The 20410-nt window shown below is 74.6% G+C and carries 14 protein-coding genes; 11 read left to right on the top strand and 3 right to left on the bottom strand.

The window, feature by feature from the left end:
• The first annotated feature begins 1 nt into the window (after nt 1).
• The gene (locus ACBI99_RS11240) at nt 2–1819 is read left to right on the top strand and encodes a hypothetical protein (protein ID WP_375072261.1); all 1818 of its coding nucleotides are present in this window, start codon (nt 2–4) and stop codon (nt 1817–1819) included.
• Here the strand turns inward: ACBI99_RS11240 and ACBI99_RS11235 are convergent.
• Nucleotides 1765–3009, bottom strand: coding sequence for an acyltransferase family protein (locus ACBI99_RS11235; protein WP_375072260.1), 1245 nt, complete (start codon nt 3007–3009; stop codon nt 1765–1767). The genes ACBI99_RS11240 and ACBI99_RS11235 overlap by 55 nt on opposite strands.
• Nucleotides 3010–3128: 119 nt before the next feature.
• Here ACBI99_RS11235 and ACBI99_RS11230 point away from each other — a divergent pair, with 119 nt between their 5' ends.
• From ACBI99_RS11230 to ACBI99_RS11210, 5 genes are all read left to right on the top strand, one after another.
• Complete coding sequence (locus ACBI99_RS11230) at nt 3129–4037, top strand: DUF3068 domain-containing protein (RefSeq protein WP_219511290.1); 909 nt, start codon at nt 3129–3131, stop codon at nt 4035–4037.
• Nucleotides 4034–4921, top strand: a complete 888-nt coding sequence (locus tag ACBI99_RS11225; RefSeq protein WP_375072259.1) for a decaprenyl-phosphate phosphoribosyltransferase — start codon at nt 4034–4036, stop codon at nt 4919–4921. The genes ACBI99_RS11230 and ACBI99_RS11225 overlap by 4 nt, the downstream gene beginning before the upstream one ends.
• Complete coding sequence (locus ACBI99_RS11220; protein ID WP_375072258.1) at nt 4918–6225, top strand: FAD-binding protein; 1308 nt, start codon at nt 4918–4920, stop codon at nt 6223–6225. The genes ACBI99_RS11225 and ACBI99_RS11220 overlap by 4 nt, the downstream gene beginning before the upstream one ends.
• Nucleotides 6222–6995 carry an SDR family NAD(P)-dependent oxidoreductase gene (locus ACBI99_RS11215; protein WP_357583963.1) on the top strand — a complete coding sequence of 258 codons (774 nt, stop codon included), beginning with the start codon at nt 6222–6224 and terminating at the stop codon, nt 6993–6995. Before ACBI99_RS11220 ends, ACBI99_RS11215 begins: the two co-directional genes overlap by 4 nt.
• Before the next feature lie 83 nt (nt 6996–7078).
• A complete protein-coding gene (locus ACBI99_RS11210) occupies nt 7079–8185 on the top strand; it encodes a nitronate monooxygenase family protein (RefSeq protein ID WP_357583961.1) in 1107 nt (368 codons plus the stop codon).
• Nucleotides 8186–8193: 8 nt separating this feature from the next.
• Here ACBI99_RS11210 and ACBI99_RS11205 read toward each other — a convergent pair whose 3' ends face one another.
• Nucleotides 8194–9003: a crotonase/enoyl-CoA hydratase family protein gene (locus ACBI99_RS11205; protein WP_219511281.1), complete on the bottom strand. Its 810-nt coding sequence runs from the start codon at nt 9001–9003 to the stop codon at nt 8194–8196.
• A 108-nt stretch (nt 9004–9111) separates the two neighbouring features.
• On the opposite strand from ACBI99_RS11205, the gene ACBI99_RS11200 reads away from it, so the two are divergent.
• The 5 genes from ACBI99_RS11200 to ACBI99_RS11180 are packed head-to-tail and all read left to right on the top strand — an operon-like array spanning nt 9112 to nt 15292.
• The gene (locus ACBI99_RS11200) at nt 9112–10656 is read left to right on the top strand and encodes an acyl-CoA synthetase (RefSeq protein ID WP_375072257.1); all 1545 of its coding nucleotides are present in this window, start codon (nt 9112–9114) and stop codon (nt 10654–10656) included.
• Entirely contained in the window at nt 10646–11548 is a 903-nt protein-coding gene (locus ACBI99_RS11195) for a Zn-ribbon domain-containing OB-fold protein (protein ID WP_375072256.1), read from the top strand. The genes ACBI99_RS11200 and ACBI99_RS11195 overlap by 11 nt, the downstream gene beginning before the upstream one ends.
• Nucleotides 11545–12564 carry a lipid-transfer protein gene (locus tag ACBI99_RS11190; RefSeq protein WP_219511277.1) on the top strand — a complete coding sequence of 340 codons (1020 nt, stop codon included), beginning with the start codon at nt 11545–11547 and terminating at the stop codon, nt 12562–12564. Before ACBI99_RS11195 ends, ACBI99_RS11190 begins: the two co-directional genes overlap by 4 nt.
• Entirely contained in the window at nt 12564–13712 is a 1149-nt protein-coding gene (locus tag ACBI99_RS11185; RefSeq protein WP_219511304.1) for a thiolase domain-containing protein, read from the top strand. The genes ACBI99_RS11190 and ACBI99_RS11185 overlap by 1 nt, the downstream gene beginning before the upstream one ends.
• A complete protein-coding gene (locus tag ACBI99_RS11180) occupies nt 13712–15292 on the top strand; it encodes an acyl-CoA synthetase (RefSeq protein WP_219511276.1) in 1581 nt (526 codons plus the stop codon). Before ACBI99_RS11185 ends, ACBI99_RS11180 begins: the two co-directional genes overlap by 1 nt.
• Here the strand turns inward: ACBI99_RS11180 and ACBI99_RS11175 are convergent, their stop codons facing one another.
• Nucleotides 15293–20242, bottom strand: a complete 4950-nt coding sequence (locus tag ACBI99_RS11175; RefSeq protein WP_375072255.1) for a hypothetical protein — start codon at nt 20240–20242, stop codon at nt 15293–15295. It abuts the gene before it with no gap.
• Nucleotides 20243–20410: the final 168 nt, after the last annotated feature.

The raw sequence follows: 20410 nt of genomic DNA, 5'->3' as shown, positions 1-20410 counted from the left end.
GTTGACGGTCCAGGACGAACGCCCCGCCGGCTTCCAGATCACCCTGCCCTCCCTCGGCACCGGTCCGGTCGTCGGCGCCGGTCTGCTGCTCGTCGCGATCTCGCTGGCCTTCAGGGCGAGCGTGCTGGGCCGGGCGTACTTCGTCGAGGACGACTTCCTGTTCGTCGCCGCGGCCGGTGACAGCGGCCTGACCTGGGACTATCTGACCCGGGTGCACAAGGGGCACTTCATGCCGGGCGCGCTCACGCTGGTGTGGGTGCTCTCGGCGGTCGCGCCCTACAGCTGGGCGCTGGTCTCGTTCGTGACGATCGCGCTCCAGGCGGCGGCGTCGGTCATGTTCCTGGTGCTGCTGCGGCGGCTGTTCGGCGACCGGCCCTGGGTGCTCGCGCCGCTGGCCGTGTACGTGTTCGCGCCGCTGACCGTGCCCGCGATGAGCTGGTGGTCGGCGGCGCTCAACGCGGTCCCGCTCCAGCTCGCGCTGGCGGGGGCGCTGGCCGCGCACGTCCGGTACGCCAGGACCGGGCAGGGCAGGTGGCACGCGCTGATCTGGACGGCCGCCGGCATGGCCTTCTCCACCAAGGGGGTGTTCATCCCCTTCGTGATCCTCGGGGTGTCCAGCGCCTTCCTCGGCAGGGGTCTGTGGGCCCGCTCGATCCTGGCGGAGCTGCGCCGGCCGGGCTGGTGGGCGCAGGGGGCGCTGCTGGCCGGCTACGCGGTGCTCTACCTGCTGCGCCGCGACAGCGCCGGGTCCGACGCGCTGACCGGGCCGAAGGCCGAGCTGGTGCCGGGGGTGGTGCGCCGGCTGCTGGGCGAGACGTTCCCGACAGGCGCCGTGGGCGGGCCGCTGCGCTGGGGCGGCGTCACCGCCACCGGGGGCCTCGCGGACCCGGAGGCGGTCACGGTGGTGGCCTCGTGGGCGCTGATCGCGCTGCTGGTGGCGCTCACCTGCGTGTACCGGCGGCGGGCCTGGCGGGCGTGGGCGATCCTGGCCGCCTACGTCGTGGTGGCCGACGCGGTCCCCACGGTGATCGCCCGCGCCACGCTGTGGGACATGGTGGGGGCCGAGACGCGCTACGTCGCCGACGCCGCCGTGCTGTTCGCCCTCTGCCTGGCCCTGGCCGCGCTGCCGGTCGCCGGGGAGGAGGACGCCGTGCGGCGGCGGACGCCCGGCGGCCTGCCCGCCGCGGCGGGCGCGCTCACGGCCGCCTTCGTGGTCGCGGCGCTGGTCTCCACCAACGCCTACGCCGACACCCTCACCGGCGACCGCGTCAGGACCTATCTGGACGCCGCCCGGCAGTCGCTGGCCGAGGCCCCGGACCTCGACGTGTACGACCGGCCGGTGCCGCCGCACCTCGTGCTGCCGTGGAACGGCTCCCGGCGGCTCACCTCGAACGTGCTGGGCCCGCTGACCGACCCGGAGACGCGGCAGCGGATGCGCGACCCGCGCCCGTCGGCCAGGCCGTACGTGTTCGACGACGCCGGGAAGCTGGTGCCGGTGGGCCGGGTGGTGCCGTTCTTCGACGAGGTGGCCGGGGCCGAGTGCTATCCGGCGGGCGCGGTGTTCCCCGTCGAGTCGATGGGCGGGCCCGGCATGGTGGTCGCCCTGGCCTACACCAGCGAGGTGCCGGTGCGGGTGGTGGCCGACCTGGGCGGCACGGAACGGGCGGCGAGCCTGCCCGCCACGCCCGCCGACGGCGGCCTGTTCTACGTCCCGCACGACGGCGCGGGCGCCGGGCTGCGCGTCACCGTGGCGGGCGCCGGGGCTCAGGACTTCTGTCTCAGGGCGGTCGCGTTCGGCGAGCCGGGGCCCGCCCTGTGAGGCACGAACCGGATCAGCGCCCTGGCCGGCTCCTCGACCCAGCGGTAGGTGAGCGCCGACAGCCCGACCGTGATGGCGCCGATCGCGACCAGGTTGACCAGCAGGTTGCCGCTCCACGGCTGCTGCCCGGTGAAGTCGTACCAGAGATAGATCACCACGAACTGCCACAGGAACACGCCGTAGGAGATCTCGCCCAGCCGGCTCATCATCCGCCCGCCGATCACCCGCCGCACCCGCGTGACCCCCTCGGGCTCCAGCGCGGCGGGCGCCACCAGGCAGAAGGCGATGACCGTGTAGAGGAGCTGCTCGGAGAACGCGGTCCAGATGCCGCCCAGGCCGACGAAGCGCGGCCCGGTGAGCGGCGTGGCCGCGATGGCGTACGCCAGGCCGGCGATGACCCACAGCGTGCCCCACGAGGCCGCCAGGGCCGCGCCCAGCCGCCGTGCCGGGCCGTCCTCTGCCCTGGCCCAGACGGTCAGCACCGCCAGGGCCATGCCGGGCACGAAGAACGTCCACGAGCGCGGCAGCCACACGTTCATCCACGGCCGGTACTCGGGGAAGTACTCGAAGATCGTGTACACGTACGAGAGCGCGCCGAAGACGGCCAGGCCGATCAGCAGGCGCTTGGCGCGGGCGGCGACGCCGGGCCCGGCCCGCAGCGCGAAGGCGCGCAGGGCGGCGGCCATGAGCGGCAGCGTGAGGTAGAAGGCCGCCTCGACCGCGAGGCTCCACATCTGGCCGAGCCCCCTGGGCCCGAGGCCGAACCACCACGGGTCGAGGTCGTAGATGTGCACCAGGAACAGCATCTTCGCCCACGTCCACACGTCGCCGCGGTGCGCGCCGCCCCACAGCAGCAGCGCGACGGCGACGACCAGCCAGTACGCGGGGACGATCCGGAAGAAGCGCCGCCACAGGTAGCGGCCGGCGGCGGGCTCGGGGTCGCCGGTCAGCAGGGCGGCCGCCCACGGCCGGTAGAGCAGCAGGCCGGAGAGCGTGAAGAAGATCGGCACGCCGATCTCGCCGCGCGACAGCAGCCCGCCGAGGAAGCCGGGCTGGAGCGCCGTGCCCGCCTCCATGGAGACGTGGAAGAGCAGGACCGCGAGGGCGGCGACGGCGCGGATGCCGTCGAGCGCGGGCTGGCGGCCGGACACCACGGGTCTGCCCGCCGATGTAGAACCTGTTTCGGTCACGTTTCCGCATCCCTGGTGACGTCGCTCACTGGCGGCAATAACATACCGGCAAGTAGAACTCGTTTTCAGTACGTAATCGCCCAAAACCGGCATCCGTGCACCTGTCCCATGGAGGTTCCATGAACCGGGTCGTTGGAAGCGTTCTGATCGCCATCGGTGCCTTTCTCGTCGTGCTGTCCCCCCTGACGCACTTCCAGGTGGCCTCGGCGCTGATCGCCGCCAAGGCCGACCAGTACGGGATCAGCAACCTCCGGGCCACGGGCGCACAGTACTTCAGCGCCGCCGACGGCAAGGTGCTGACCGCCGACCTCGACATCACCGTCACCACCCGGGGCGACGTCAAGGGAGCCGAGGGCGACACGGTCGTCTGGGACGAGTTCACCTACGTCAACGACGTCACCCACAGCAAGCCGATCGACTACACCGAGCGGCGCAGCGCCTTCGACAAGCGCTCCGGCGTCGGCCTCAACTGCTGCGGCGTCAGCATCGACAAGGAGCCCGTCCAGCTCCAGGGCCAGATCTACAAGTTCCCCTTCGACGTGGAGAAGAAGAGCTACCAGGTCTTCAACTCCACGGCCGGCAAGGCGTTCGAGGCCAAGTTCGTCGCCGAGGAGCAGGTCAACGGCCTGACCGTGTACAAGTTCGAGCAGACGGTCCCGGAGACCAAGACGGAGACCAGGACCGCCCCCGCCGCCTGGTTCGGCATGGGCGAGTCGGGTGACGTCCAGCTCGACCGCGTCTACTCCGGCGTCAACACCTACTGGATCGAGCCGGTCACCGGCGCGCCCGTCAAGCAGGAGCAGCAGCGCAACGAGGTGCTGCGCAGCCAGGACGGCGTCGAGCGGTCCAAGGCGTTCGTCGCCCACGCCAAGATGACGGACGAGACGGTCAAGAAGCTCGTCGACAGCGCCGCCGACAGCAAGAGCCAGATCACGCTGATCAGGACCACGATCCCGCTCGTGCTGGCGATCGTCGGCGTCGTGCTGCTGGCCGTGGGGATCTTCGCGGTGAGCCGCAAGCGCGCATGAGCCAGGACGGGGTGGTGGCGCGGCCCGTCGCCGCGCCCGTCCTCGGGCTGATCAGGGCGGCCCGGCCGCGCCAGTGGCTGAAGAACGTGCTGGTGCTGGCCGCGCCCATGGCCGCCGGAGTGATCGGCGAGCCGCGTAGCCTGCTGGCGGCGATGCTCGTGTTCGCCGCGTTTTGCCTGGCCGCCAGCGGGTCCTACCTGCTCAACGACGCCGCCGACGTGGTCGCCGACCGGCTGCACCCGCGCAAGAGCAAGCGGGCGGTCGCCTCCGGCGTGGTGCCGGTGCCGGTGGCCCGCTGGACCGGCGTGGCGCTCATGGTGCTCGCCCCCGGCGTCGCCGCGCTCACCGGCGACTGGCGTCCGGCCGCCGTCGTGGCCGGCTACCTGGCCCTGACCCTCGCGTACACGCTGTGGCTCAAGCACGTCGAGGTCGTGGACCTGATCGCGGTCGCCGGCTGCCACGTGGTCCGCGCCTACGCCGGGGCCGTCGCCGTGGACGTGCCGGTGACCGGCTGGTTCCTCGTCGTGGTGTCGCTGGCCGCGCTGCAGCTCGTCGCGGGCAAGCGGGAGACCGAGCTGCGCGCCCAGGGCGTGAGCGGCACCCGCGCCACGCTGGCCGCCTACACGCCCGCCTACCTGTCCCAGGTCCGCGTCATGTGCTCGGGCGCGATGATCGTGACCTACTGCCTGTGGGCGCTCAACGCGCACGCGAACCTGTTCTACGGGCTCAGCATCGTGCCCTTCGTGCTGCTCGTCCTGCGGCACAATCTCCTGGTGGACCGGGGGATCGGAGAAGAGCCCGAGGAGCTTGCCGTGCGCGACCCGCAGATCAGGATCTTCGCCGCGCTGCTGATCGCGCTGGCAGGGCTGGGGATCTACACATGACGACGTTCCTGACCGGGTGGGGCCGCACGTCACCCTCCCCGGCGACCGTGGTCAGGCCGCGCGACGCCGCCGAGGTGGCCGCGCTGGTCGGCGCCGCCCCCGGCCGCGGCCTCCTGGCCCGCGGCCTCGGCAGGGCGTACGGCGACGCCGCCCAGAACTCCGGCGGCCTGGTCCTCGACTGCACCGGGCTGGGCGGCTGGAGCTTCGACGAGGCGACCGGGCTGGTGACCGCCTCGGCCGGGGTGAGCCTGCACGAGCTGATGACGGCCCTGGTGCCGCGCGGCTGGTTCGTGCCCGTCAGCCCCGGCACCCGTCACGTCACCGTCGGCGGCGCCGTCGCGGCCGACGTGCACGGCAAGAACCACCACCGCGACTCCTCCTTCGGCGCCCACCTGCGCTCGCTCACGCTGGTCACGGCCGACGGCGCGGTGCGCACGCTCACCCCGGACGAGCCGCTGTTCCACGCCACCGTGGGCGGCATGGGGCTGACCGGCGTGGTGTGCGAGGTGACGTTCGGCTGCGTGCCCGTGGCGAGCTCCCTCATGCGGGTGGACGTGCGGCGCACCGGCGACCTGGACGAGACGCTGGCCGCCATGGCCGACGACGACGACCGCCACCGCTACACGGTCGCCTGGATCGACCTGCTGGCGCGCGGGCGCCGGATGGGGCGCGGCGTGCTGACCAGCGGCGACCACGCCGAGCGTGGCGCCCGCGACTTCGCACCCCGCACCCTGCTGCGCGCCCCGCGCCGGGCCCCCGGCGGGCTGCTCAACGGCGTGAGCGTGCGGGCCTTCAACGAGGCGTGGTACCACAGGGCGCCCCGGCGGGCGAGCGTCGTGCAGGGGATCGCGCCGTTCTTCCACCCGCTCGACGCCGTCGAGGGCTGGAACCGCGTCTACGGCCCGCGGGGCTTCGTCCAATACCAGTTCGTGGTGCCGTTCGGAGCCGAGAAGACGCTGCGGGAGATCGTCGGACGGCTGTCGTCGACCGGGACCGTGTCGTTCCTGACCGTGCTCAAGCGGTTCGGAGCCGGGTCCAGCGGGCTGCTGTCGTTCCCGATGCCGGGCTGGACGCTGGCCCTCGACATCCCGGCCGGGCAGCGCGGGCTGGGCCGGCTGCTGCGCGGCTTCGACGAGCGGGTCGCCGAGGCGGGCGGGCGCGTCTACCTGGCCAAGGACTCGCGGCTGCGAGCTGACATGATGGCCCGCATGTATCCCGGGCTGGACCGGTGGCGGCGGATCAGGGACGAGGCCGACCCCGCCGGGCTGTTCCGCTCCGACCTGGCCAGGAGGCTCGGCCTGTGAAGAACGCTCTGGGCGCGGTCGACACCGTGCTGCTGCTCGGCGGACGCAGCGAGATCGGGCTGGAGATCGTCCGGCTGCTGGTGGGGCTGGGCGCGAGCCGGATCGTGCTGGCGATGCGCGAGCCCGGCGGCCCGCCGCCCGCCGTGACGCCGAACGTCGAGCGGCCCGCCGGGGCGGCGCCGCCCGAGGTGCACGTGCTGCCGTTCGACGCGCTCGACGCGGCCTCCCACGGCGAGGTCTTCGACAAGGCCGTGGAGCTGGTCGGCGACCTCGACGTGGTGATCTCCGCGTTCGGCGTGCTGGGCAGCCAGGACGCCTACGACGCCGACCCGGCGGCGGCCATGACCGACGTGGCCGTCAACTACGGCGCGCACGTGTCGGCGGGCCTGCACGCGGCCCGGGTGCTGCGCCGCCAGGGCCACGGCACGCTCGTGGTGCTGTCGTCGGTGGCGGGCGCGCGGGTGCGCCGGGCCAACTTCGTGTACGGGTCGGCCAAGGCCGGGCTCGACGGGTTCGCGCAGGGGCTCGGCGACGCGCTGCACGGCACCGGGGCCCGGGTGCTGATCGTGCGGCCGGGGTTCGTGATCGGGCGGATGACCGAGGGGCTGACGCCGGCGCCGCTGTCGTCGACGCCCCGGCAGGTGGCGCTGGCCACGGTGCGGGCGCTGCGTGAGGGCCGGGCGAGCGTGTGGGTGCCTCCGGCGCTCGGGCCGGCGTTCGGCCTGATGCGGCTGCTGCCCCGCGCGCTCTGGCGCCGGATGCCGCGTTAGAACCCGTTCCACAGAACCCGGTGTAGCCGAACCGCGGAGTAGAACACGTTGCAGTTGGCGGGGTCGCGGCTTATCGTCGAGCCATGCGGACCCGGGTCACGGACATGTTCGGAATCGACCTCCCGATCTTCGCTTTCAGCCACTGCCGGGACGTGGTGGCGGCCGTCAGCCGCGCCGGAGGGATGGGCGTGCTCGGCGCGCTCTACTTCACCCCGGAAGAGCTCGAACAGGAGCTCAAGTGGATCGACGACCACGTGGACGGCAAGCCGTACGGCGTCGACGTGGTCATGCCCGCCTCCTACGAGGGCGCCGACTTCGCGCCCGAGGAGCTCGTCGGCCGCCTCCAGGGGATGATCCCGCAGGGGCACCGGGAGTTCGTCGACGGCCTGCTGGCCGCCCACGGCGTGCCGCCGCTCGGCGAGGACGCCGACGCCGGCCGGGTGCTGCTCGGCTGGACAGACGCCACCGCCCGCCCGCAGGTCGAGGTCGCGCTGCGGCACCCGATCGCGCTGCTGGCCAACGCGCTCGGCCCGCCGCCCGCCGACATCGTCGAGCTGGCCCACGCGCACGGCGTCAAGGTCGCCGCGCTGGCCTCCACGCCCCGCCACGCGCTCAAGCAGGTCGAGGTCGGCGTGGACGTGGTCGTCGCGCAGGGCACCGAGGCCGGCGGCCACACCGGCGAGATCTCCACCATGGTCCTCATCCCGCAGGTGGTCGACGCGGTCGACGTGCCCGTGCTGGCGGCGGGCGGGATCGGCAACGGCCGCCAGATGGCCGCCGGGCTGGCGCTCGGCGCGGAAGGCGTGTGGACCGGCTCGCTCTGGCTCACGGTCGAGGAGGCCGACACGCCGGAGATGGCCAAGCGGCGCATCCTGGAGGCTACCTCCCGCGACACGGTCCGCTCCCGGAGCTGGACGGGCAAGCCCGCCCGCCTGCTCAGGAACGAGTGGACCGACGCCTGGGAGTCGGCCGGGTCGCCGGGCACGCTGCCGATGCCGCTGCAGTTCATGCTGGTGTCGGACGCGCTGCGGCGCATCGGCCGCTCCGATGCCGCCGAGCTGGCCACGTTCCCGGCGGGCCAGATCATCGGCATCACCAACCAGGTCCGCGCCACCAAGGACGTCGTCTTCTCCCTCGTCGAGGAGTACGCCGACGCCCTGGAGCGGCTGGAGCGCATCACCCGCGACTGAGCGGCGCGTCAGCGGCCCCGGTAGACGGGCAGGCGCTTCTCGCGGAAGGCGAGCGTGCCCTCCTTGGCGTCCTCGGAGCCGATGACCGGCCAGCCGAGCTCGTCGGAGACCTTGAGCGCCTCGGGCTCCGGCAGGCCGAGCGTGTCGCGGTAGGCGCGCAGGATGGCCTGGACGGCCAGCGGGCCGCTGGCCGCGACGTCGGCGGCCAGCTTCAGCGCCTCGGGCAGCGCCTGCCCGTCGGGGACGACGCGGTTGACCAGCCCCATCGACAGGGCCTCGGCGGCGGTGACGGCCCGCCCGGTCAGCAGGAGGTCCATGGCGTGGCAGTACGGGATCTGCCGGGGCAGCCGGATCGCGCTGCCGCCCATCGGGAACAGCGCGCGCCTGGCCTCGAACAGGCCGAGCGTGGCCGACTCGGCGACGATGCGCAGGTCGGTGCCGACCAGCAGCTCGGTGCCCCCGGCCACGGCGTGGCCCTCGACGGCGCTGATGATCGGCTTGGTGGGCAGGTCGGCGCGCAGCAGGCCCTTCCAGTGGTAGTCGGCGATCTTCGCGCCGCGCGCCTGGACCTCGGGGTCCTGCGGCGGCCGGCCCATGGCCTTGAGGTCGGCGCCCGCGCAGAACGTGCCCTGCGCGCCGGTCAGGACGGCGACGCGGACGGACGGCTCGGCCGACACGTACGCCCATGCGCTCGCCAGGCCGATCAGCATGTCCGACGACAGCGCGTTGCGGGCCTCGGGGCGGTCCATGGTGACGACGACCACGTGGCCGTCCCGTTCGACGCGGCAGTGGGGGGTGCTGATCGGCAGCGATTCCACGGACACCTCCTGAAATCAAGCGCTTGCTCCCACATTAGCGGCGGGTTACGCTCCCGGAAAGAAACGAGAACAGGTTCTCGTTTGTCTGCGCCCGGGTGAGGAGTTCCGATGGGCACGCTCGGTTTCTGGAGACTGGCGCAGGCGGACCCCGGCTGGGTCGCCGCCGTGGACCCCGACGGCACGGAACATCGCGCCGGTGACCTGCTGGCCAAGGCGAACCGGCTGGTGCACGGCCTGCGCGAGCTCGGGCTGCGACCCGGCGACGGCTTCTGCGGGCTGGTGCCCAACGGGGCCGACGGCCTGGTGCTCTACCTGGCCGCGTTACAGGCGGGCTGGTACTACACGCCGATCAACTGGCACCTGACCGGCCCGGAGATCGCCTACATCCTGGCCGACAGCGAGGCCCGCGCGTTCTTCGCGCACCCGCGCTACGCGGCCGAGGCCGCCCGCGCCGCCGAGGCCGTCGACCCCGGCAGGTGCTTCGGCGTCCCGGAGCTCCCCGGCTTCCGCCCGCTGAGCGACCTGACCGACGGCAGGCCGGACACCCTGCCCGGCGACCGGACGGCCGGCGCCACCATGCACTACACCTCCGGCACCACCGGCCGGCCCAAGGGCGTGCGCCGCCCGCTCAGCGGCCTCGACCCCGACGACGCGGCCGAGCTGATGACGTTCCTGCCCGGCCTGTTCGGCATCACGCCCGGCCGCCCCAACGCCCACCTGGTCACCTCGCCCGGCTATCACACGGCCGTCACCCAGTTCGGCGGCACCGCCCTGCACATGGGCCACACCCTCGTGTACATGGACCGGTGGGACGCCGAGGAGATGCTGAGGCTCTGCGAGCGCCACCGGGTGACGAACTCGCACATGGTCCCCACGCACTTCAAACGCCTGCTGTCGCTGCCCGCGGAGACCCGGGACCGCTACGACCTGTCGTCGCTGAGGTGGATGATCCACGCCGCCGCGCCCTGCCCGGTGCCGGTCAAGCGGGCGATGCTGGACTGGTGGGGCGACTGCGTCTACGAGTACTACGCGGCCACCGAGGGCGGCGGCACCCTGGCCACCCCCGCCGACTGGAAGGCGCACCCCGGCACCGTCGGGCGGGCCTGGCCGATCAGCGAGCTGCTCGTCGTCGACGACGCGGGCGACCCGGTGCCCACCGGCACCCCCGGGACCATCTACATGAAGATGATGGGCGCCTCCTTCGAGTACAAGGGCGACCCGGCCAAGACCGAGGCGAACCGGCTCAAGGACTACTTCACCGTCGGCGACATCGGCTACCTGGACGAGGACGGCTTCCTGTTCCTGTGCGACCGCAAGGCCGACATGATCATTTCGGGCGGGACCAACATCTACCCCGCCGAGATCGAGAACGAGATCGTCGTCCACCCCAAGGTCGCCGACGTGGCCGTCTTCGGCATCCCGGACGAGGAGTGGGGCGAGCAGATCAAGGCCGTCGTCGAGCCCGCCCCCGGCGCCGAACCCGGGCCCGAGCTGGCCCGGGAGATCCTGGCCTCGCTGGAGGGCCGGCTGTCGCGGATGAAGTGGCCCAGGACCGTCGACTTCATCGCCGAGATGCCCCGCGAGCCCAACGGCAAGCTGCTCAAACGCAAGCTCCGGGCGCCCTACTGGGAGGGACACGAGCGTGCCATCTGACGAGCCGCTGACGGCCGAGCACGTGCTGGAGTTCCCCGGCGGCTACACGCGCACCACCGGGCCGGTGATCGGCCGGTTCCTGACCGAGCTGCGCGCCGGGCGGCTCGTCGGCGTGCGCACCGCCGAGGGCCGGGTGCTGGTGCCGCCGCTGGAGTACGACCCCGCGACCGGCGAACCGGTCACCGGCGAGTACGTCGAGGTCGGGCCCGCCGGGACCGTCACGGCCTGCGCCTGGGTGCCCGAGCCGCTGGACGGCCACCCGCTGGACCGGCCGTTCGCCTGGGCGCTGATCAAGCTGGACGGGGCCGACACGGCGCTCGTGCACGCCGTGGACGCGGGCAACCCCAAGGCCGTCGCCGCCGGGACCCGGGTGTGGCCGGTGTGGCGCGGCGAACGCACCGGTCACATCACCGACATCTCCTGCTTCGCGCCGGAGGTGACGAAGATCGTCTCACCGGTGCGGAGCGCGTACACGCTCAGGGCGGGCGGGGCGCTCGGCGTCTTCCTGGAGGGCATCGGGCGCGGCGTGTTCGTCGGCGGGCGATGCGGCGGCTGCGGCAAGGTGTACGTCCCGTACCGGCTGTCGTGCCCGGAGTGCGGCCTGCGGATCGCCGAGCGGACCGAGCTGCCCGGCACCGGCACCGTCACCACCTTCGCGATCAACAACCTGCCCGACCCGCGCGCCCCCGAGGTGCCGTTCGTGTCCGCGTACATCCTGCTCGACGGCGCGGACGTGCCGATGATCGCGCTCGTCGGCGGGGTGCCCGCGCACGAGGTGCGCCACGGCATGCGGGTGCGCGCCGTATGGGTCCCCGAGGACGAGCGGACGCCGTCGATGGCCAGCGTGCGGTGGTTCGCCCCCACCGGCGAGCCGGATGTGGAGCTGTCATGAGAAGGGTGGCGATCGTCGCCTTCGCCCAGAGCGAGCACACCGACCACGACACCGGGCTGGCCGAGCCGGAGCTGATCCTGCCCGTGATCGACGCGGTCAAGGCGGCCACCGGGCTCAGCCGGTTCGGCTTCACCTGCTCCGGGAGCTGCGACTACCTGGCGGGCGCGCCGTTCTCGTTCGTCTCGGCCCTCGACGCGCTCGGCGCCTGGCCGCCCATCTCCGAGAGCCACGTCGAGATGGACGGCGCCTGGGCGCTGTACGAGGCATGGGTGCGGCTCCAGCACGGGGACGTGGACAGCGCGCTGGTGTACGGCTTCGGCAAGTCCACGCCCGGCGATCCGCGCACGCTCATGACCCTGCAGCTCGACCCGTACTACCTGGCGCCGCTCGGGCTCGACCAGGTGTCCTACGCGGCGCTGCAGGCGTCGGCGGCGGGCGTGCCGCGCGCGGAGCTGGACGCGATCGTCCGGCGCAGCCGGGCCGACGGGCGGCGCAACCCGTACGCGCTCGACCTGCCCGACGAACTGGCCGCCGACCCCGTCGCGGGGCCGGTGCTGGCCTGCGACGTGGCTCCCGTGACCGACGGCGCGGCCGCGGTCGTGCTCGCCGCCGGCGACCTGGCCGCCGAGCTGTGCGAGCGGCCCGCGTACGTGACCGGCATCGCGCACCGCATCGAGCCGCACTACCTCGGCCTGCGCGACCTGTCCAGGTCCGCGTCCGCCGCCGACGCCGCGCGGGCCGCCGGGGTCGGCAAGGGGCCCGTCGAGGTGGCCGAGCTGCACGCGCAGTTCGCGCACGAGGAGCCCATCCTGCGCCGCGCCCTGGAACTGCCGGACGACACGGTGATCAACCCGTCGGGCGGCCCGCTCGCCGCCAACCCCGTCATGGCCACCGGCCTGATCCGCATCGGCGAGGCCGCCCGCCGCGTCCACGACGGCACCGCCCGGCGCGTCGTCGGCCACGCCGCCGGCGGGCCCTGCCTGCAGCACAACCTCGTCACCGTCCTGGAGGCATGATGGCGCAGCGCTGCGCGGTGATCGGCGTCGGGCAGACGCACTACACGACCAAGCGCCGGGACGTGTCCATGGCCGGGCTGGTGCGCGAGGCCGCGCTGCGCGCGCTGGAGGACGCCGGGCTGACGTTCAAGGACATCGACGCGGTCGTCATCGGCAAGGCCCCCGACCTGTTCGAGGGCGTCATGATGCCCGAGGCGTACCTGGCCGACGCGCTCGGCGCCGCCGGCAAGCCGATGATGCGCGTGCACACCGCCGGCAGCGTCGGCGGCTCCACCGCCCTCGTCGGCGCCGGGCTCGTCCAGGGCGGCGTGCACGAGCGGGTGCTCGTCGTCGCCTACGAGAAGCAGTCCGAGTCCAACGCCACCTGGGCGCTGTCCACGCACCTGCCGTTCAGCTCCTCCCTCGTCGTCGGCGCGGGCGGCTACTTCGCCCCGCACATCCGCGAGTACATGCGCCGCACCGGAGCCCCCGGCCACATCGGCACCCTCGTGGCCGTCAAGGACCGGCTCAACGCGCTGCGCAACCCGTACGCGCACCTGAAGATCCCCGGCATCGACCGGGCGATGGTCGAGTCCACCCCCATGCTGTGGGAGCCGATCCGCTACCTGGAGACCTGCCCGTCCAGCGACGGCGCCTGCGCGCTCGTGCTGTCGTCCGAACGCGCCGCCACCGGCACCCCCGCCTGGGTGCACGGCGGCGCCATGCGCTCCGAGCCGATCTTCCGTGCCGGGCGCGACACCGTCAGCCCGCAGGCGGGCAAGGACTGCGCCGCCGACGTCTACCGGCAGGCCGGCGTCACCGACCCCCGGCGGCAGATCGACGTCGCCGAGGTGTACGTGCCCTTCTCCTGGTACGAGCCGATGTGGCTGGAGAACCTGGGATTCGCCGCCGAGGGCGAGGGCTGGAAGCTGACCGAGTCGGGCGCCACCGCGCTCGACGGCGACACCCCGTGGAACCCCTCGGGCGGCGTCCTGTCCAGCAACCCGATCGGCGCGTCCGGGCTGATCCGGTTCGCCGAGGCGGCGCTCCAGGTGCGCGGCGCGGCGGGGGAGCACCAGGTGGACGGCGCCCGGCTGGCGCTCGGGCACGCCTACGGCGGAGGAGCCCAGTTCTTCGCGATGTGGATCGTCGGACGGGAGAAGCCCTGATGGAGTTCAACCACGCTGACCTGTACGAAGGGCTCGCGGACGCGATCGGGGACCGGGTCGCCGTGGTCTGCGGCGCCGAACGCCGCACCTACGCCGAACTCGACGCCGAGGCCAACCGGCTCGCCCACCACCTGAAGGACCTCGGCGTCCGGCCCGGCGAGCACGTCGGCATCCACCTGTGCAACGGCGTCGAGTACGTCGCCGGGCTGCTGGCCGCCCTCAAGATCCGGGCGGTGCCCGTCAACGTCAACTACCGCTACGTCGAGGCCGAGCTGCTCTACCTCTACCGCGACTCCGACATCCGGGCGCTGCTCTACGACGTGGAGTTCGACGCCCGGGTGGCCGCCGTCGCCGGCGACGCGCCCCGGCTGGAGCACCTGATCGCCGTCGGCGGGTCGTCGGCCGTCCCGTACGCGGTCCCGTACGAGGAGGCGTTACGCGCCGGGCGGCCCGAGCGCGGGTTCGGGCCGCGCTCCGGGCAGGACGTGTACATCATCTACACCGGCGGCACCACCGGCCTGCCCAAGGGCGCCATGTGGCACGTCGAGGACCTGTTCATGGCCTTCGGCGGCGGCAACCCGTACGGCGAGCCGCGGGCCACGCCCCGCGAGGTGGTGGAGGAGGCCACCAGGACCGCCCCGATGATCATGATGGCGGCGCCGCCCCTCATGCACGGCGCCGCCCAGATGGCCACGTTCATCACCTGGTGGATGGGCTCCACCATGGTGTACGTGCGCAAGTTCCACGCCGCCGAGGTGTGGCGGACCGTCGAACGCGAGCGCGTCTTCACCCTCAACATCACCGGCGACGCCATGGCCAGGCCGCTCGCCGAAGCCCTGGAGGCCGGCTCGTACGACGTGTCCTCGCTGTGCGTCGTCAGCTCCACCGGCGCCATCCTCAGCGGGGCGGTGCGCGACCGGCTCCAGGAACTGCTGCCCAACGTGATCATCCTCGACAACTTCGGCTCCACCGAGTCCGGCTACACCGCCTCCGGCATCGCCGGCTCCTCGCCCGAGACCGGGCTGCGCTACCGGCCGAACGCCACCGCCGGGCTGGCCGTGCTCGACGACAAGCTGCGCCCCGTCACGCCCGGCTCCGGCGAGCTCGGCACCGTGGCCAAGGCCGGGCGGATCGCGTTCGGCTACTACAACGACCCCGGCAAGACCGCCCGCACCTTCGTCACCGACTCCGCGGGCACCCGCTGGCTGCTGACCGGCGACCTGGCCAGCGTCGAGCCCGACGGCACCGTCAACGTGTTCGGGCGCGGGTCCCAGTGCGTCAACACCGGGGGCGAGAAGGTCTTCCCCGAGGAGGTGGAGGCCGTGCTCAAGGGGCATCCCGCCGTCTTCGACGCCGTCGTCACCGGCGTGCCCGACGAGCGGTGGGGCAGCAGGGTCGCCGCCGTGATCGAGCCCCGGCCCGGCCTGCACGTCACCGAGGCCGAGCTCGACGCCCACTGCCGGCGGCTGCTGGCCGGCTACAAGGTGCCGCGCGCGTGGGCGTTCGTCGCCGAGATGATCCGCTCCCCGGCCGGCAAGGCCGACTACCGGTGGGCCAAGCAGGTGCTCACCGGAGGGTGATCACTGGGCATCGGTAGCGCGCAGCACCGTCTCGCGCACCCCGGCGGCCATGGCACGCAGCGGTGCCACGCGGTCCGCCTGCTCCGGGGGCACCCGCTCCTGCTCCGCCAGCGACCAGCCCGCCGCGTCCAGCGCCGCCCCCGGCCGGTCGAGCGCCACCAGCCCCGCCGCCAGATACGCGTACGTCAGCGCCGACGTCGCCGGGTCGTCAGGCTCGTCGCACAGGTCGGCCGCCCGCTCCAGCAGCGCCACCGCCTCCGCCGTCCGGCCCGCCTCCAGCAGCGCGATCCCGTACAGCGCCGTCGCCCGGCCGCCGCCCGGCACGTCCGCCGCCCGCGCCAGCACCGTCAGATCCGGCCGGCCCAGCTCATGCAGCAGCCCGCCCAGCCGCCCCAGCGCCGCGCCCAGCTCCGCCCCGTAACGGGCCGGATCGCACGCGGCCAGGCACTCCAGCACCCGCACCGCCAGCTCCGCCCCGTCCGCCGCCGTCTCCGGATCGCCGACGACCTCCGTTACCGCCGCGTACGTCTCCAGGCAGCGCCCCAGCAGCTCGTACGCCTCCGCGCCCGCCCGCACCGGGACGTCACGCTCCAGCGCGGCGGCGTGGTCCGTCAACGGCGGCAGCAGCTCGGCCATCGCCTCCGCCAGCCGCGCCCGCTCCCCGGGGCCGCCGCGCGAGGCGGCCTCGAACGCCACCCCGAGATAACCGGCCAGCTCGCCCAGCACCTCCAGGCCGCCCGCCGGACCCTCCAGCGCCCGCCCGTAGAACGCCGCCGCCTCGGCCGGCTCGCCCTGGTCCACGTACCGCCCGCCCAGCCGCAGCAACGCGAGCCGGTGCGTCGCCGCGACCTCGGGAGCCACCGGGACCTGCTCGTCGAACAGCCCCGACAGCAGGGTCGTTCCGCGCACCAGCTCCACCGCCGCCCGCTCACCGTCGCCGAGCAGGCTCCGGCACAGGCCGCTGAGCTGCAGACACGTACCGGCCAGCACCTCACGGCCCACCGGCGGCAGCACCGCCAGCGCCGCACCGGCCGCCTCCAGCGCCCCCTCCAGATCGCCACTGGCCAGCCGGATCCCGCCGCGCAACCGCAACGCCCCGGCCAGCGCCGCCACCCCCACCCCGGCGGGCACCCCCCACTGCCTCGACTCCCGCGAAGGCTGCTCCACCTGGGCGCGCAGCAGCTCGACCAGCCGGTCCGCGGCGGCCTCCGCCTCCGCGTCGCGGCGCGTCCTGGACAGCGCCGTGGCCGCCAGCACCAGGCGCTCCACCAGCTCCAGCCTTACCTCCGGCCCGCACGCCGCCACCGCCGCCGTCAGGTGCGGCACCGCCTCCTCGTCCCGGCCCAGCGCCACCAGCGACCGGCCCAGCGCCGCCGCCACGTCCCCGGCCAGTCCCGTACGCGCCTCCGCAGGGACGTACCGGTCGAGCAGCTCGGCGGCCTGCTCCGCCAGCACCACGCCGTCCGCCGGGCGGCCCGTCGCCGCCCACGTCCAGGCGAGCCTGGCCTGCACCGCGACATGCTCGCGCACGTCGCCGTCGCCGCGCCGGTGGTCGGCCAGCTCCCGTTCGGCCTTGGTCACGTCCTCCTCAGGGCGCACGCTCGGCACCAGGTTGATCAGCGCCGGCGGAGGCGGCGCCGCCTCCGCCTCCCGGCCCCGCTCCACGGCGGCGAGCACGTCCACCCGCCGCTCGCCCCGCTCCCGGTACAGCTCCGCGGCCCGCTCCAGGTACGCCGTGCCGTCGACGTTGCGGCCCAGCTCCAGCAGGCACATGCCGAGCAGCCGCGCCCCCCTCGCCGACAGGCCGCCGCCGGTCGCCGCCTCGCGCAACGGCTCCAGCGCCTCCTCCGCGCGCCCGTCACCCAGCAGGCACTCGCCCAGGTCGAGCAGCCGCCGTACGAGCTCGGGCCGATGCCCGTCCGGCTCCGTCACCACCAGCGCCCGCAGGCACGCCACGGCCTCGGCCGCGCTCACGGCCGCCTCGCCGTAGCGGCCCCGGTCCGCGTACAGCCCGGCCAGCTCCCCGGCCGCCGACGCCAGCTCCGCACCCAGGCCCGGCTCCCGCGCGGCCGCCCCGCGCAGCCTCGCCACCGCCTCGGCCGCCGGGACCAGGGCCCCGTCCGCCTTCCCCAGCCGCCCGGCCACCCGCCGCAACGCCCGCCACACACCCTCGTCCGCCGACTCCGGCAGGGCCCGCGTGGCGGCGACCGCCAGCGCCGTCCCGAGCTCTCTCAGCCTGCCCTCGTCCAGCGCCATCCCGGGCCCCAGCGGCGCCGGCCCGTCCGTCATGACCCCGGCCCGGCCCGCGCCGGTGCGGGCGAGCAGCACGTCTCCGACGGCCCCGGCCAGCTCCACGTCCCCGCCCGCCGCCGCGAACGCCGCCACCGCCTCCCCGAGCCGTCCCGCCCCGAGCAGCGCACACGCCAGGTTGTACTGCGCCCCGGCGGCCTGCCCGGCATACCCGGCCTCCACCTCGGCCAGCCGCCGAAACCGCCCCGCCGCCTCCCGCGCCACATCCACCGGGGTAGGGGCGCCCACCGCTTCCCGCGCTGCGGGCTCCGGGGGCGGCGCGTCCGTTGCCTCGGGCGCTCGCTCGTGCGGCGGCCTCTCCCGGGGTGCGGCCGGTGGGTGCCCGGTGGCCGTCTCTCGTGCTCGTCCGGGTGGTGCGGGCTCGCGTGACGGCGTCTCCCCGGGTGGGGTGGTCAGGAGGAGGCAGGCGGCGTGGTTGAAGAGGGCCTGGGCGACCGGGTGGCTGTCCGGGGGTGTGGTGGCGAAGGTCTCGACGGCCTCCGCCGCGGCGGCGGTCGCCTCCGGGAGCCTGCCCAGGGCCGCCAGCCGGACGGACAGGTCCGACAGGGCGGCGGCCAGCTCGGCGGGGTCGCCGCCGGCGCGCAGCGACTCGGCGCGCAGCTCCGCCAGCGTGGCCTCCAGCGCCCGGAGCCCGAGCTGCCCGGGCGGGCCCGGCGGCACCGCCATCGCCGCCCGGGCCAGCGCGGGCTCGTCGCGTAACGCCCGCACGGCCGCGTCCAGCAGGTCGCCGAGCTGCTCCCCGGGACCGGTGGCCGCCTCGACCGCCATCCGGTCGAGCCGGCCGGTCAGCAGGGCCAGCAGCGCCTCCCGGACCCGCGCGTCGCCGCACGCCGCCCGCAGCACCGCGAGCATCCGCGCCAGGTGCCCGGCCGTGCGCGCCGGGTGGTCGTGCAGGGCGAGCACCAGGTCGGTGAGCTCGTCGACGCCGCCGAGCAGCCGTTCGGCCACGACCGCCGAGGCGGGCCCGTCGTCGTCGAACCCCGCCGCGCCCGGCACCACGGACAGCAGCGCCCGCCGCTCGCCGGGGGCCGGTGCGGTCAGCGTGACGACCGCCGCCGCCTGACGCCAGGCCGGGTCGCCGTGCCTGGCCTGCTCGTGTTCGAGGAGCCGCTCGACGGGGTCGCCGCCGGGCTCGGGGGCCAGTCCCCGTACGCGCATCAGCGCGGCGACGTGCACCTGGAGCGGCCGGTCCGGCTCGTCCTCGCGCGCCTGCGGGTGCCGGTGGGCGGGCCGCTCGTCGCCCACGACGAAGAACCGGCCCGGGGCGGGCTGGTCCTGCCGGGGCGCGGGCGGGGAGCTCACCTGGGCGGAGTGCAGGGTGAAGGCGTGGGTGGCGGCGGTGGCATGGGCGGTGCGTTCGACCGGGCTGAGCGGCCGGGCGTCGAGGTGGATGGCGGTGCGGGTGAGGTGCTTGAGCAGCCCGCCGGCCGCCGCGTCGAAGCGCTGCCACCAGTCGGGCCCGGCGTGGGCCCGTGCCACGAGGAGGACGCGTACGCGAGGGTTGTGCGGGTGGGCGGCCAGCCGCCGGATCAGCTCGCCGGGCAGGGCGGCCGACGGCTCCGGGAGGTCGACGACCAGGAGCGTCGGGCCCAGGGCGTCCAGCGGGACGGCCGGGCCGGACAGGGGCGGGAGGCGGAGGAATCCGGTGTCCCAGCCGATGGAGCCGAGCTCGTCGCAGAGCTCGGCGGCCAGGCGGGTCTTGCCGGTGCCGCCCGCGCCGGTCAGGACCGCGATCGAGAGGCGGTCGGGGCTCGCGGCCCAGCTGCGCAGCGTGGCCAGCTCGTGGGTACGGCCGAGGAACGGGACGACGGCGTGGCGCGGGGCGAGCAGCGCCCAGTCGGGGGAGCCGGGCGGCAGCTCGTCGAGGGCGGACAGCAGCAGGTCGGGCAGGAGGAGGCCGGGCTCGCCGGTCAGCTCCTCGACCTGCTCGGGCCGTACGCCTGCCAGCTCGCGGAACCCGGCGTCGGCGAGCAGCGCGGCGACGGGCACGACGTCCAGCCGGCGGTGGGCGTGCCCGGAGCGGCCGGCGCGCACGACGCCGAGCACCTGCCGGCCGTGAGCGCCGACGAGCGCGGCTCCCGAGAGCCCGAGCCAGTCCGGCAGCGCCACGTCCGCGCCGCCGGGCGCCTCGGCGGGGGGCACGGCGGGGGGCACGGTCCAGCCGGTCACGGTGGCGGTGGGCGGGCCCCAGCCGGGGATGCCGTCGAGGTGGCCGGTTGCCGTGATCATGGGGCGGCGGCCGTTCGGGTGGGTGGGTTGGTCGCCGTTGGGGTGGGCGCGCGGGTGGTCGTCGCGGCTGTGGGCGAGGGCGTAGCCGTGCGCGACGCAGGGCAGGCCGGCCTGCCGGGTGGCGGCCCAGCGGACGTGGTCGATGCCTGGCACGTTCCGCCAGGGCGCGTCGGGGACGCGGAGGAGGGCGGCGTCGGTGCTGCCGCGCCCGCGCCACACCTGCTCGGCCTCGGCCCACCAGGGCCAGCGCGAGGAGCGCACCTGGCAGGGGGACTCGGGGTCGCGCGCCGAGGTCAGCACGAGGTCGGGGCCGATCACGTACCCGGATCCGGTCGCGCCGACGAGGTCGTCGTGACCGGAGTAGACCTCGACGACCCGCTGGAGCCCGAGGCTGTGCGGTGGCCTGTGCATGGGGCCCGCCTCTTCGCTACATGCCGTCCGAAGTGTCGTCCATGACGAGGGTGTCACCCTTTCCGGCCGCTGCGAAGGCGGTGGCGGGGTGACATGGGGTTCGCCGATGGCGGGTGCCGCGCAGAAACGCCTGGAGCCCCCGCCACCCGCTCACTATGGCACTAGAGA

Source organism: Nonomuraea sp. ATR24, from assembly GCF_041950485.1.
Classification (GTDB): Bacteria; Actinomycetota; Actinomycetes; order Streptosporangiales; family Streptosporangiaceae; genus Nonomuraea; species Nonomuraea ceibae.
Note: the sequence above shows the minus strand (reverse complement) of the source record. Positions and strands in the feature narration are given on the sequence as shown.